Annotated in this window: 8 protein-coding genes; 5 read left to right on the top strand and 3 right to left on the bottom strand. The window is 72.3% G+C overall.

Going from position 1 to position 14,084, the window contains the following annotated elements:
- Positions 1 to 9 precede the first annotated feature (9 nt).
- Positions 10 to 2,562 (top strand): ATP-dependent helicase HrpB, encoded by a 2,553-nt coding sequence (gene hrpB / locus AMK10_RS12725; protein ID WP_073747781.1) that lies wholly within the window; start codon positions 10 to 12, stop codon positions 2,560 to 2,562.
- 83 nt (positions 2,563 to 2,645) lie between these two features.
- Here the strand turns inward: hrpB and AMK10_RS12720 are convergent, their stop codons facing one another.
- Positions 2,646 to 4,334, bottom strand: coding sequence for a lytic transglycosylase domain-containing protein (locus tag AMK10_RS12720; RefSeq protein ID WP_073747780.1), 1,689 nt, complete (start codon positions 4,332 to 4,334; stop codon positions 2,646 to 2,648).
- A gap of 184 nt (positions 4,335 to 4,518) precedes the next feature.
- Between AMK10_RS12720 and AMK10_RS12715 the strand changes: the two genes are divergently transcribed.
- The gene (locus AMK10_RS12715; RefSeq protein WP_073747779.1) at positions 4,519 to 5,394 is read left to right on the top strand and encodes a DUF4184 family protein; all 876 of its coding nucleotides are present in this window, start codon (positions 4,519 to 4,521) and stop codon (positions 5,392 to 5,394) included.
- 146 nt (positions 5,395 to 5,540) lie between these two features.
- Here the strand turns inward: AMK10_RS12715 and AMK10_RS12710 are convergent, their stop codons facing one another.
- A complete protein-coding gene (locus AMK10_RS12710) occupies positions 5,541 to 6,278 on the bottom strand; it encodes a DUF4241 domain-containing protein (RefSeq protein ID WP_073747778.1) in 738 nt (245 codons plus the stop codon).
- 162 nt (positions 6,279 to 6,440) lie between these two features.
- Complete coding sequence (polA, locus tag AMK10_RS12705) at positions 6,441 to 9,152, bottom strand: DNA polymerase I (RefSeq protein ID WP_073747777.1); 2,712 nt, start codon at positions 9,150 to 9,152, stop codon at positions 6,441 to 6,443.
- 237 nt (positions 9,153 to 9,389) lie between these two features.
- Between polA and AMK10_RS12700 the strand changes: the two genes are divergently transcribed.
- From AMK10_RS12700 to AMK10_RS12690, 3 genes are all read left to right on the top strand, one after another.
- The gene (locus AMK10_RS12700; protein ID WP_073747776.1) at positions 9,390 to 11,660 is read left to right on the top strand and encodes an FdhF/YdeP family oxidoreductase; all 2,271 of its coding nucleotides are present in this window, start codon (positions 9,390 to 9,392) and stop codon (positions 11,658 to 11,660) included.
- Between the two features lie 88 nt (positions 11,661 to 11,748).
- On the top strand, positions 11,749 to 12,219 hold the full coding sequence (locus AMK10_RS12695; RefSeq protein WP_073747775.1) for a PaaI family thioesterase: 471 nt from the start codon (positions 11,749 to 11,751) through the stop codon (positions 12,217 to 12,219).
- Positions 12,220 to 12,827: 608 nt separating this feature from the next.
- Positions 12,828 to 14,039 carry a branched-chain amino acid ABC transporter substrate-binding protein gene (locus tag AMK10_RS12690; RefSeq protein ID WP_073747774.1) on the top strand — a complete coding sequence of 404 codons (1,212 nt, stop codon included), beginning with the start codon at positions 12,828 to 12,830 and terminating at the stop codon, positions 14,037 to 14,039.
- The last annotated feature ends 45 nt before the right edge of the window (positions 14,040 to 14,084 follow it).

Here is a 14,084-nt window from a genome sequence, read left to right as displayed (position 1 = left end):
ACTGGGGGCGTGATCCGTACCGACGCGCTGGACCAGTTGCCCGTACGCACCGCTGTGCCCGCCCTGGAGCGGGCGCTGGAGGAGCGGGGGGCCGCCGTGCTCTGCGCGCCGCCGGGTACCGGCAAGACGACGCTCGTACCGCTGGCGCTCGCCGGGCTGACCGGCCGGGGCCCGGTGCGCCGGGTCCTCGTCGCCGAGCCCCGGCGGATCGCGGCCCGCGCCGCCGCGCGGCGGATGGCGTGGCTGCTCGGCGAGCGGACCGGCGGCCGGGTCGGCTTCACGGTGCGCGGGGAGCGGTCGGTGGGGCCGGACACGGTGGTGGAGGTCGTGACCACCGGGGTGCTGCTCCAGCGGCTCCAGCGCGACCAGGAGCTGGCCGGGGTCGACGTGGTGATCATCGACGAGTGCCACGAGCGCCATCTGGACGCCGACACGGCCGCCGCGTTCCTCCTCGACGTACGGGCGACGATCCGGCCCGAGCTGCGGCTGGTCGCGGCGTCGGCGACGACGGACGCCGAGGGCTGGGCCCGGCTGCTCGGCGGTGTTCCGGTCGTCGAGGCGCAGGGCGTGGCCCACCCGGTGGAGGTGGTGTGGGCCCCGCCGGCCGGTCCGGTGCGGCCTCCGCACGGGATGAGGGTCGATCCGGCCCTGCTGGGTCATGTGGCGGCGGTGGTGCGCCGGGCGCTCGCGGAGCGCGACGGCGACGTGCTGTGCTTCCTGCCCGGCGTCGGCGAGATCGGCCGGGTGGCGGGACAGCTCGCAGGGGTGGACGCCGAGGTGCTCCAGGTCCACGGGCGGGCCCCGGCGGCGGTGCAGGACGCGGTGCTCGCCGGGTCCTCGGAGGGCCGCCGGGTGGTGCTGGCGACATCCGTGGCCGAGTCCTCCCTGACGGTCCCCGGCGTGCGGGTCGTCGTGGACTCCGGCCTCGCCAGGGAGCCGCGTACGGACCACGCCCGGGGGCTGAGCGCGCTGACGACCGTGCGCGCGTCGCGGGCGGCGGGCCGCCAGCGTGCGGGCCGCGCGGGGCGCGAGGCGCCGGGCGCGGTGTACCGCTGCTGGGAGCAGGCGGAGGACGGGCGGCTGGCCGCCTTCCCCTCCCCCGAGATCAAAGTGGCCGATCTGGCGGCGTTCGCGCTGCAGGCGGCCTGCTGGGGCGATCCCGGCGCCTCGGGTCTCGCGCTGCTGGACCCGCCGCCGGCCGGGGCCATGGGCGCCGCGCGGGAGGTGCTGGGCGCGGTCGGTGCGGTGGACGAGGCGGGGCGGGCGACGGGCCGGGGCGTACGGATGTCCCGCCTCGGCCTGCATCCCCGGCTGGCCCGCGCCCTCCTGGACGGCGCGGACGAGGTGGGCGGGCGCCGGGCCGCGGAGGTGGTGGCGCTGCTGAGCGAGGAGCCGCCCCGGGAGTACGGCGACGACCTGGCGCACGCCCTGCGCACGGCGCGGCGGGGCGGTGACGCCTACGCGGCGCGCTGGCGGCAGGAGGTGCGGCGGCTCTCGGGGTCCCTGGGCTCGGGCTCCTCGAAGGGTGCGGAGAGCGGGGCCGGGCAGGGCTCCGCGGGCGCCGGAGGGCCGGACGACGGGGCTGTGGGCCTGGTGGCGGCGCTCGCCTTCCCCGAGCGGGTGGGGCGGGCCCGCGGCGAGGGGGCGTTCCTGATGGTGTCGGGTACGGGCGCGGAGCTGCGGGACGGCTCGCGGCTGCGCAGCGCGCCGTGGCTGGCCGTCGCGGTCGCCGACCGGCCCGCCCACGCGGCGTCGGCCAGGGTCCGGCTGGCGGCCGTCGTCGACGAGGGCACGGCGCGGCTGGCCGCCGGGCACCTGGCGTTCTCCGGCGAGGAGGTCCGCTGGGCGGACGGCGATGTGGTGGCCCGCTCCGTGGAGCGCCTGGGCGCCGTCGAGCTGTCGGTGCGCGCGCTGCGCACGCCCGCCCCCGAGCTGGTGCGCGGGGCGCTCCTGGAGGGGCTGCGCCGCGAGGGCCTGGGGCTGCTGCGGTGGAACCGGGACAGCGAGCAGCTGCGGCAGCGGCTCGCGTTCCTGCACCGGGTGCTGGCGGCGCCGTGGCCCGACGTGTCGGACGGAGCACTGACCGCGCGCGCCGACGAGTGGCTGGAGCCGGAGCTGTCGCGTGCGCGGCGCCGCTCGGATCTGGCGCGCATCGACGCGGGTCAGGCGGTGCGGCGGCTGCTGCCGTGGGCGACGGGCGAGGCCGCCAGGCTGGACGAGCTGGCCCCGGAGCGGATCGAGGTGCCGAGCGGCTCCAGGGTCCGGGTGGACTACGGCGGTGAGCAGCCCGTGCTGGCGGTGAAGCTCCAGGAGCTCTTCGGGCTGCGCGAGACGCCCAGGGTGGCCGGGGTGCCGGTCCTGGTCCATCTGCTGTCCCCCGCCGGGCGCCCGGCGGCGGTGACGGCGGACCTGGCGTCGTTCTGGCAGGACGGCTACAAGGGCGTACGGGCGGAACTGCGCGGCCGGTACCCGAAGCATCCGTGGCCCGAGGACCCGACGACGATGGAAGCCACCCGCTTCACGTCTGCGCGGCTGCGCCGGGACCAGGACCGCCGGGACTAGAGACTTTCCGTCCCGGCCCGGGTCACCGCGACGGGAGCCCGGGCCGGGACGCAGGGTGCCGGGCGCCCTGCGTCCCGCGCGGGTCAGGCCGCGGGGGCCTCGACCTTCAGCTCGATCGTCAGCGTGTCGCCGCTCGCGGTGGTGAGCCGCAGCTTGAACGTGCCCTCGGTGGTGTCGGCGAAGATCGCCGGGAGCGAGAGGAGCCCGTCGGCGCCGGTCTCCAGGACCAGGGTGCGGACGGGATCACCGTTCGCGTCCTTGAAGTACGGGCCCTTGTCGTTCTCGGCGGGCGTCTCCGCGTCGGTGATCATCGTCGCGGTGACGGCGGTACCCGCGACACCCGTGCCCTTGTAGGACGTACGGACCTCGGGGCTGTCGGCGAACTCGGCGCCGGGGGCGGCCGTGAGCGCCTTGTCGTCGGTGCGGGTAAGGGTGTCGGCCACCCGGGCGGTGACCTTCGCGCCGAAGCTGAGGCTGCGCTGCACGGTGGTGCCGGCGACGGCCGTCACCTTGAAACTGCCCGCCTTCTCGCCCGCGGTCAGGACGGGCGCGGTGACGGTGCCGTCGGCTCCGGTGGGCAGCGTGACGATGGTCTTCCCGCCGGCGAAGCGGGTGTCGGTGTCGCCCACGATCGAGAAGGTGACCGACGCCTTGGCGAGCGCGGCGCCCAGGGTGTTCCTCGCCCGCACCGTGACCTGCTCGGTGAACGCGTCGCCCGCGGTGGCGGCGAGGATGCCGGTGCCCGCGTTCTCCAGGCTGCCGAGCGTCCGGGACGGCGTGGGCGTGGTGGTCGGCGGCTTCGTCGTGGGCGGCGTCGTCGGCGAGGGGTCGACGGGCGGCTTGGTGCTCCCGCCGGGCTGGGACGGCGTCGGGTCGGGGCTCGGCGTCGTACCGCCGGGGGTGCTGGGCGAGGGCGAGGGGGAGGGAGAGCTGGGGCTGGTGTCCGTGCCCGTGCTCGTGTCCGCCGGGAGTACGCCCGTGCCGTCCGGGACCTCGTGGGTGCCGCGCTTGTAGAACTCGAACCAGGAGCGGACCGTGCGGAGGTACTCCGTGGAGTGGTTGTAGCTCAGCACCGCGCGGTCGAGGTCCGTGGCCAGGGACAGGTCGCGGGTGCCCGCGCAGAGGTAGCGCCCGGCGGCGAGCGCCGCGTCGTAGATGTTGTTGGGGTCCTTGCGTCCGTCGCCGTTGCCGTCCTGGCCCCAGGTGGCCCAGGTGGACGGGATGAACTGCATCGGGCCGACCGCGCGGTCGTGGGTCGCGTCGCCGTCGAAGGCCCCGCCGTCGGTGTCCTTGATCAGCGCGAAGCCCTGGCCGTTGAGAGCCGGGCCGAGGATCGGGGAGTACGTGGTGCCGTTCTCGTCGACCTTGCCGCCGCGGGCCTGGCCCGACTCGACCTTGCCGATGGCGGCGAGCAGCTGCCACGGCAGACGGCACGCGGCGTCGGTGCCCGCGAGTTCCTGCTCCGCCTTCTTGTACGCGGCCAGGATCGAGGCGGGTATGCCCGATTCGGCACTGCCTGTCACCGGCAGATTCACGTCCGCGCCGGGCTTGTTGGGCGTGTTGAGCGGCGGCAGATCGGTGTAGTAGGGCGAGTTGCCGGTGGCGGCGCCCTCCCCCGACGGCGTGGCACCGGCCGAGGTCTGGTCCCCGGTGACGGTGTCGGGCTGCGGTGCGGCGGGGGCCTGCGAGGCGGAGAGGGCCGCTACGGCAGCGGCGGCCACCGCCGTGGTGGTGGCTCCCCTGCGCAGCCTGCGGCCGAATTGCGCTGCCATACGATCTGACCCTCCCCGTCGACGGCGCTCGCGCTCCCCAGCGCGAGGACTCAGGCGACCCTACGGCAACTCCCGCCGCCCGGACACCGGCCCTCGACCGGTTCTTACCGATTCTTCAGCTTCGCGTCCGTCAAGTCACCCGTGCACCCGGGCGGGTGACTTGAACTCACGCATACTTGCCGCCATGCCTTTCACGCTCAGCCACGCCGCCGCCGTGCTGCCGGGGATCCGCAGGTCCGGCGAGGGCCGGGGTCCTCTGCTCGCATCCGCACTCGTCGCCGGGTCGTTCGCACCCGATATCACCTATTACGCGGACACGGTGGTGCCCGGGGCGATGGAGTTCGGCGAGGTGACACACGCCGTGTGGGGAGTGTTCACCGTCGATGTCCTCATCACCGGTGCCGTGCTGGCACTCTGGCTGATGCTGCGCGAACCGCTGGTCGCCCTGCTGCCCCGGGCCGCGCAGGGGCGTGTCCACACCTTCGTACGGGGACGGCGGCGGGAGCGCGGTGGCCTGGGCCCGGCCGAGGCGGGGTGGTTCGTCCTGTCGGCCGTGATCGGTTCGGGCACCCATGTGGTGTGGGACGCGTTCACCCATCACGACCGGTGGGGCACGGACCTGCTGCCCGTGCTCAACCGGTCCGTCGGCGGTTTCCCGGTGTTCCAGTTCGTCCAGTACGGCAGTTCGGCCGTGGCGCTGACGGTCCTGGCGTGGTTCACGTACACGGGGCTGCGGCGGACCGGCGCGGTCCCGGCGCCGGAGTCCGTGCCGGTGCTGGGCCGTGCGGAGCGCCGGTGGGCGGGCGCGTTCCTCGCGGTGTGCGTCCTGCTGGGCGTCATCCACCGGTGCGCCCGCTGGTACGCCTGGTTCGGGCACATCGACACACCGCTCGACATCATCCCGACCGCGTGCTTCGGCGCCGGGGCGGGCCTGGCCGCCGGGCTCGTGCTGTACGGGGCGTGGATGCGCCTCCTGCGGAAGCCGTCCGGCCCCCGGCCCCCGGAGGCACCCGGTGCGGACACCCCCCGTCCCCGGCCGGCCGGGCGGGACACGGCCTGAGGCCTCACGGGGCGCGGCTCCCGGGAGGGTCGGGGCCGGGTTCGGCTCCCGAACGGGGCTCCGCCGCCCCCGGCGGTCCTCCGCAGGGTTGAGGCCGGTTGCGGCGTCCGAGCAGGCGAGGGCGCCGGAGGCCCGGCGCGGCGGTGTCAGGCCTCGGCGCCCGGCAGGCCGCTGGTCACGACGATCACAGCCACGTCGCCGGTGGCGGTGCGGCCCAGCCAGACCGTGCCGCCCGACTCGGCGGGGAAGGTGACCAGATCGGCCTGTCGCGACTCGTCGCTCACCCGCTCGTACCCCTCTGCCAGTTGTTCGGTCGGGCGTCGTACGGGCGCGCCGTCGGCGTACGCGCGAAACGGCGCCGACAAGGCCGTCCACGCCCCCGCGTCGGCGAAGCAGCCGACATTGGAGTCGGAATGGAAGCGTGGCCGGTCACCCGGCTGAAGCCGGTCGACGTCGTCGTCGACCCCCAGGCCCGCCTCCCACCGGCACACGGGCTGGTCGCTCACGCGCAGGCGGGTCGCGGCGCGTTCGACGCCGTCGCAGTGCTCACCGAAGAACTCGTACGGGCCCGCCGTCCAGGCGAGTTCAACCCGGTGGGTGCCCGGGGGAATGCGCACGGCCAGCTCTCGCGGCGGGCTCGTCTCCAGCCCACGCCGGTACTTCCAGGTCTCGTCGTCGTGCCACGGGGCGTCGACGACGAGACGGCCACTGGGCACGCGAAGGGTGGCCACCTCCTCGATGCCGGTCACGACGACGGGCGTCGTCGGATCGTCGTACACCGTCCCCAGCTGAGCACCGGGAGTGAAAGCCGCCTCCAGATACCGGACGGCCTCGGGCCCGGCCGCCAGCCGGGCGTCTCCGGCCCACCCCATGTCGCTCCCCATGTCGCTCCCCCTGCCCGCCCCTCGCCGAGCGCGCCTACGCGGCCCCGGCGACGCCGGCGCCCGGCGCACCGGCCTTCCGGCCGTGGTCCCCATGGCCGGTCACCGTCGTCGCCGGGACCGCCGCGAGTGCGACGGTCCCGGGGACGGCTCCTGGTGCGTCGCTCAGTGCGCGGCGGTCTCCCAGTCCTTGCCGACGCCCACCGACACGTCCAGCGGCGCACGGAGCTCGACCGCCGTGGACATCTCGCGGCGCAGGATCTCCTCGACCCGCTCCCGCTCGCCCTTCGCGATCTCCAGGACGATTTCGTCGTGGACCTGGAGCAGCATCCGTGAGGTCAGCTCCGCCTCCGTCAGCGCACGGTCCACCTTGAGCATCGCGACCTTCACGATGTCGGCGGCCGTCCCCTGGATCGGGGCGTTGAGCGCCATCCGCTCGGCGGCCTCGCGCCGCTGGCGGTTGTCGCTGTTCAGGTCGGGGAGGTAGCGACGGCGGCCGAGGATCGTCTCGGTGTACCCGGTGGACCTGGCTTCCTCCACGACCCGGTGCAGATAGTCGCGCACCCCGCCGAACCGCAGGAAGTAGGTGTCCATCAGACCGCGCGCCTCGCCGGCTTCGATGTTCAGCTGCTGGGAGAGGCCGAACGCGGACAGCCCGTAGGCGAGGCCGTAGGACATTGCCTTGATCTTGCGGCGCATCTCGGCGTCGACCGCCGACTTCTCGACGCCGAACACCTGCGAGGCGACGGTCGTGTGCAGGTCCTCGCCCGAGGTGAACGCCTCGATCAGACCGGCGTCCTCGGAGAGGTGGGCCATCACGCGCAGCTCGATCTGGCTGTAGTCGGCCGTCATCAGCGTCTCGAAGCCCTCGCCGACGACGAAGCCCCGGCGGATGGCCCGCCCTTCGTCCGTGCGGACGGGGATGTTCTGAAGATTCGGGTCGGTCGAGGAGAGCCGGCCCGTCGCCGCGACCGTCTGGTTGAACGTCGTGTGGATACGGCCGTCCGCGCCGATCGTCTTGATCAGCCCCTCGACGGTGACCCGCAGCTTCGCCTGCTCGCGGTGGCGCAGCATGATGACCGGCAGCTCGTGCTCGGTCTGTGCCGCCAGCCACGCCAGCGCGTCCGCGTCGGTCGTGTATCCCGTCTTCGTCCTCTTCGTCTTGGGCAGGGCCAGCTCGCCGAAGAGGACTTCCTGGAGCTGCTTGGGCGAGCCGAGGTTGAACTCACGGCCCACCGCGGCGTGCGCCTCCTTCACCGCCTGCTGCACCGCGCCGGCGAACTGCTGCTCCATGCCTTCCAGATGGGAGCGGTCGGCTGCGATGCCGTGCCGCTCCAGGCGGGCCAGCATGATCGAGGTGGGCAGCTCCATGTCGTACAGCAGCTCGGTCGCCCCGACCTCCTTCAGGCGCGCCGTGAACGCGTCCCCGAGGTCCAGCACGGCGCGGGCCTGCGCCATCAGCGCGTCGGCCTCCGCGCGGTCGTCGGCGCCGAAGGCCAGCTGCCCGTCGGACGCGGCGGCCGGGGCCAGCTCCCGGCCGAGATACTCGACGGCCAGCGCGTCCAGCGCGAAGGAGCGGCGGCCCGGCTTGACGAGATAGGCGGCGAGCGCGGTGTCCATGGCGATGCCGTCCAGCCGCCAGCCCTGCTCGGGGAAGACCCGCAGGGCGTTCTTGGCGTTGTGCAGGACCTTGGGACGCGCGGGGTCCGCGAGCCAGGCGGCGAACGCCCGCTCGTCGGCCTCGTCGAGCTCGGCCGGGTCGAGCCAGGCCGCGGCCCCGTCGGCGGCGGCGAGCGCGATCTCGGTGACCGAGCCGGTGCCCAGCGACCAGGTGTCGACGCTCATCACTCCGAGCGGCTGCCCGCCGTGGGCCTCCAGCCACGGGGCGACCTCGCCCTGTCCCAGCACCGCGCCGTCCAGCTCGACACCGGCCGCGGGCTCCGGCGGACCGGCCTCCTCCGCACCCGGGTCGACGGCGAGCAGCCGCTCGCGCAGGCTCGGGTTGCGGATCTCCAGGACGTCGAGCACACCGGTGACCGCCGAGCGGTCGTAGGGAGCGCGCTCCAGCTCGGCCGGGGCCTTCGGCAGCTCGACGTCGCGGACCATCTCGGTCAGCACGCGGTTCATCTTCACCGCGTCCAAGTGGTCACGGAAGTTCTGGCCGGCCTTGCCCTTGACCTCTTCGGCCCGCTCGACGAGCTCCGCGAACGAACCGAACTGGGTGATCCACTTCGCCGCCGTCTTCTCACCCACACCGGGGATACCCGGAAGGTTGTCCGAGGGGTCACCGCGCAGCGCCGCGAAGTCCGGATACTGGGCCGGGGTGAGGCCGTACTTCTCCTGGACCTTCTCCGGGGTGAAGCGCGTCAGCTCCGAGACGCCCTTCGTCGGGTAGAGCACCGTCACGTTGTCCGTGATCAGCTGGAACGAGTCCCGGTCACCCGTGACGATCAGCACCTCGAAGCCCGCCGCCTCGGCCTGCGTGGCCAGCGTCGCGATGACGTCGTCCGCCTCGAAGCCGTCCACCGCGAACCGGTCGGCGTGCATCGCGTCCAGCAGCTCGCCGATCAGCTCCACCTGCCCCTTGAACTCGTCGGGGGTCTTGGAGCGGTTCGCCTTGTACTCCGGGAACTCCTGCGCCCGCCATGTCTTGCGGGACACGTCGAAGGCGACCGCGAAGTGCGTGGGCGCCTCGTCGCGCAGCGTGTTCGCCAGCATCGACATGAAGCCGTACACGGCATTCGTCGGCTGCCCCGTCGCCGTCGTGAAATTCTCCGCGGGCAGGGCGAAGAACGCCCGGTACGCCAGGGAGTGCCCGTCCATGAGGAGCAGGCGCGGTCGGTTGTCTGCCGTCTTCTTCGATGCCGTCTCAGCCACGCCCCCGATCCTGCCACGGACCACTGACAATCCGGACCGCCCGCCGCACGGCCCCACTACCACGCCCCCGGCGCCGCCGCCGGGCCTCCCCGCTTCCCGCGGAGCGCTCCGGCGCGCGTGCATGACAGGATCGAAAGACAGTGAAGGCGTAAGAAGACGCGACAGGACGCCACGGCACGCACGGACGCGACGCGCGCCCGCACGGGCGGAGGCGCCGAAGGCTCGAAGGGGAGCACCATGGCCACCAAGCCCCCGACCGGTGACCCGGTCCAGGACGCGCCGCGGATCGACGCGGCCCAGCACGCCGCCGCCGGACTGCCCGCCGTCGCACACACCCTGCGCATCGCCCAGCAGCAGATGGGCGTGCGGCGCACCGCGCAGACCCTCCTCAAGGTCAACCAGAAGGACGGCTTCGACTGCCCCGGCTGCGCGTGGCCCGAGGGCGACAAGCGGCACACGGCGGAGTTCTGCGAGAACGGCGCCAAGGCCGTCGCCGAGGAGGCGACCCTGCGCCGCGTCACCCCCGACTTCTTCGCCGCCCACCCCGTCGCCGACCTGGCCGGCCGCAGCGGCTACTGGCTCGGCCAGCAGGGACGCATCACGCAACCTGTGTATCTGCCCGAGGGCGCCGATCGGTACGAGGCCGTGACCTGGGAGCGCGCCTTCGGGATCATCGCCGAGGAGCTGACCGCCCTCGCCTCCCCCGACGAGGCGCTCTTCTACACCTCCGGGCGCACCAGCAACGAGGCCGCGTTCCTCCTCCAGCTCTTCGCACGGGAGTTCGGCACCAACAACCTGCCCGACTGCTCCAACATGTGCCACGAGTCCTCGGGCTCCGCACTCACCGAGACCATCGGGATCGGCAAGGGCAGCGTCAGCCTCGAGGACCTCCACCAGGCCGACCTGATCATCGTCGCCGGGCAGAACCCCGGCACCAACCACCCCCGGATGCTCTCGGCCCTCGAACAGGCCAAGTCCGCCGGAGCGAAGATCATCTCGGTGAACCCGCTGCCCGAGGCCGGACTCGAACGGTTCAAGAACCCGCAGACCGCCCGCGGCATGCTCAAGGGCGCGGCCCTCACCGACCTCTTCCTCCAGATCCGCATCGGCGGCGACCAGGCGCTCTTCCGCCTCCTGAACAAGATGATCATCGAGGCCGACGGAGCCGTCGACACCGGCTTCATCGCCGAACACACCCATGGATACGAGGAGTTCGCCCGCGAGGCACGCGCGGCCGACTGGGACGAGACCCTCGCCGCGACCGGTCTCGACCGCGACGCCATCGAAGAGGCGCTCGCCATGATCCTCGCGTCCGAGCGCACCATCGTCTGCTGGGCCATGGGCCTCACCCAGCACAAGCACTCCGTGCCGACCATCCGCGAGGTCGTCAACCTCCTCCTGCTGCGCGGCAACATCGGCCGCCCCGGCGCGGGCGTCTGCCCCGTGCGCGGCCACTCCAACGTCCAGGGCGACCGCACCATGGGCATCTTCGAGCGTCCCTCCGCCGCCTTCCTCGACGCCCTCGACCGGGAATTCGGCATCACCTCGCCCCGGCACCACGGCTACGACGTCGTACGGTCCATCCAGGCGCTGCGCGACGGCGACGCCAAGGTCTTCTTCGCCATGGGCGGCAACTTCGTCGGCGCCACCCCCGACACCGCCGTCACCGAGGCCGCGATGCGCCGCGCCCGGCTCACCGTCCACGTCTCCACCAAGCTCAACCGCTCGCACGCGGTCACCGGCACCCGCGCCCTGATCCTGCCCACCCTCGGACGCACCGACAAGGACGTCCAGGCCGGGCAGAAGCAGTTCGTCACTGTCGAGGACTCCATGGGCATGATCCACTCCTCACGCGGCAACCTCACCCCCGCGAGCCCCCACCTGCTCTCCGAGCCCGCCATCGTCGCCCGCCTGGCCCGCGCCGTCCTCGGTCCCGCCTCCACCACGCCCTGGGAGGAGTTCGAGAAGGACTACGGGACCATCCGCGACCGCATCTCCCGCGTCGTGCCCGGCTTCGAGGACTTCAACGCCCGCGTCGCACGGCCCGGCGGCTTCACCCTCCCGCACGGACCCCGCGACGAACGCCGCTTCCCCACCGCCACGGGCAAGGCCAACTTCACCGCCGCACCCGTCGAATACCCCGAGCTCCCCGAGGGCCGGCTGCTCCTGCAGACGCTGCGCTCCCACGACCAGTACAACACCACGATCTACGGCCTCGACGACCGCTACCGCGGCATCAAGGGCGGCCGCCGCATCGTCATGGTCAACCCCAAGGACGCCCTCGCCCTCGGCCTCGCCGACGGCTCCTACACCGACCTCGTCAGCGAGTGGAAGGACGGCGTCGAACGCCGCGCCCCCGGCTTCCGCGTCGTCCACTACCCCACCGCCCGGGGCTGCGCGGCGGCGTACTACCCGGAGACCAACGTCCTCGTCCCCCTCGACGCCACCGCCGACACCAGCAACACCCCGGCCAGCAAGTCGGTCGTCGTCCGCTTCGAGACGGCCTGAGCTCCCGCACGCTAAGCGCACGCTCAGCCGTCTGATAAGAACAGTGCACACAGCAACGGACGACCGCACACGATCGGAGCCGGACCCCATGGGCGAGCACACCGCACCCACGTTCCCCCAGGAGATCATCGACGAGTACGCAGCGCTCGGCGTCGACCTCCCGGCACTCTTCTCCGCCGGACACCTCGGCGAGCGCATGGGCGTCAGGATCATCGAGGCCTCCGCCGACCGCGTCGTGGGCACCATGCCCGTGGAGGGCAACACCCAGCCCTACGGACTGCTCCACGGCGGCGCCTCCGCCGTCCTCGCCGAGACCCTCGGCTCCGTCGGCTCCATGCTCCACGGCGGCGCCACCAAGATCGCCGTCGGCGTCGACCTCAACTGCACCCACCACCGAGGCGTCCGCAGCGGCCTCGTCACGGGCACCGCCACCCCCGTCCACCGCGGCCGCTCCACCGCCACGTACGAGATCGTCGTCACCGACGAGGCGGACAAGCGGGTCTGCACCGCCCGCCTCACCTGCCTGCTCCGCGACGCGCCCCGTCCCGACGCGGACTGACGCCGCACACCCAACCCCCCTCTGCCCGGCCGGAATCGCACCGCATTCCGGACCGGGCAGACCCATATCCGAAATATTTCAGGCATGTTGACGAACACGCACGGTCAACACCCTTGACCGGCGCACGTGTTCCATGACCCACTTCAACAGCCACACCGCCCTCGCGGCGAATCAAACACATTCCACGGATGTAACACTCCGTAATATGTGCGCAATACACGAAAAAGCTCGCGCACCTCGCCCCGGCGCACCCCGCCGACAGTCACCGCGCCCCTTGCGCCCCGATTCGCGCGACAGCACCAAGATCACCCCAAGCCCCTTAGCAGAGCTGCGGGTTCTCACCATGCGGTCACTTCACCGTCCGGGCAAAAGCCGTACACCTCCACACTGCGACCAACAAGCCTTCCCCACGGCATAACAAGACAGTCACATCATCACCGGACCCGTCCCGGACCCCCTCACCTGCCCTTAGAGTCACGGCCAGTCACCGCGCCGCCGGGCGCGTCTGCTGCACGGCCATGAATCGACCAGTACGGCCCGGCGAACGTCACGGCACCTCAGCAGAGGAGGCCGCGCCAGGGAAAGGACCTTTCGTGCGACACCGTTCTTTGCTCATCCTCACCACAGTGCTCACCACAGGAGCACTGACACTCACCGCCTGCGGCTCGCGCGACGACGACTCCAAGAGCGGCAGCGGCGGCGGCGACACCCAGACCGTCGTCATCGGTGTCGACGCACCCCTGACCGGCGACCTCTCCGCCCTCGGCCTCGGCATCAAGAACTCCGCCGACCTCGCCGTCAAGACCGCCAACAAGGACAAGACCGTCCCCGGCATCAAGTTCGAGCTCCAGGCGCTCGACGACCAGGCGCAGCCCTCGGTCGGCCAGCAGAACGCCCAGAAGTTCATCGGCAACAAGGACCTCCTCGGCGTCGTCGGCCCGCTGAACTCCGGCGTGGCCCAGTCGATGCAGAAGCCCTTCACCGACGCCAAGCTCACCCAGGTCTCCCCCGCCAACACCGGCACGGAGCTGACCCAGGGCAACAACTGGAAGACCGGCGACAAGAAGCGCCCCTACGCGGCCTACTTCCGCACCGCCACCACGGACGCGATCCAGGGCGCCTTCGCCGCGAACTACCTGTTCAAGACCGCCAAGGTCAAGGACGTCTACCTCATCGACGACCAGAAGCCCTACGGTGCGGGCCTCGCCGCCTCCTTCAAGGCGACCTTCACCGAGCTCGGCGGCAAGATCGTCGGCACCGACCACATCAACCCCGACGACCGCGACTTCAACTCCGTCGTCACCAAGGTCAAGAGCTCCGGCGCCAAGGCCGTCTACTACGGCGGTGAGTACCCCGCCGGCGCGCCCCTGAGCCAGCAGCTCAAGGACAGCGTGAAGATCCCCCTCATGGGCGGCGACGGCATGTACAGCGCCGACTTCATCAAGCTCAACAAGAAGGCCGAAGGCGACATCGCCACCTCCGTCGGCAAGCCCGTCGAGGAGCTGGACTCCGCCAAGAAGTTCATCGCCGACTACAAGACCGCCGGTTACAAGGACGCCTACGAGGCCTACGGCGGCGGCACCTACGACGCCACCTGGTCCATCATCGAGGCCGTCAAGGCAGTCGTCGCCGAGAACGACGGAAAGCTCCCCGACGACGCCCGCGCCAAGGTCCTGGACGCCATGGCCAAGGTCAGCTTCGAGGGCGTCACCGGCCCCGTCGCCTTCGACGAGTACGGCGACACCACCAACACCCTCATGACCGCCTACCAGGTCACCGGCGGCAAGTGGGTCTCCAAGCTCAGCGAGGCCGTCAAGTAGGTCCACCGAGGACCCACAGCACAGCGCACGCACACAACCCGCGCG

Source organism: Streptomyces sp. CB02058 (assembly GCF_001905505.1).
Classification (GTDB): domain Bacteria; phylum Actinomycetota; class Actinomycetes; order Streptomycetales; family Streptomycetaceae; genus Streptomyces.
This window is presented reverse-complemented; position numbering and strand designations above follow the sequence as displayed.

Excerpts from the sequence above, each read along its gene's own strand:
- AMK10_RS12720 (WP_073747780.1), bottom strand. The coding sequence starts at position 4,334 with ATGGCAGCGCAATTCGGCCGCAGGCTGCGCAGGGGAGCCACCACCACG.
- AMK10_RS12715 (WP_073747779.1), top strand. The coding sequence starts at position 4,519 with ATGCCTTTCACGCTCAGCCACGCCGCCGCCGTGCTGCCGGGGATCCGC.
- AMK10_RS12710 (WP_073747778.1), bottom strand. The coding sequence starts at position 6,278 with ATGGGGAGCGACATGGGGTGGGCCGGAGACGCCCGGCTGGCGGCCGGG.
- AMK10_RS12700 (WP_073747776.1), top strand. The coding sequence starts at position 9,390 with ATGGCCACCAAGCCCCCGACCGGTGACCCGGTCCAGGACGCGCCGCGG.
- AMK10_RS12695 (WP_073747775.1), top strand. The coding sequence starts at position 11,749 with ATGGGCGAGCACACCGCACCCACGTTCCCCCAGGAGATCATCGACGAG.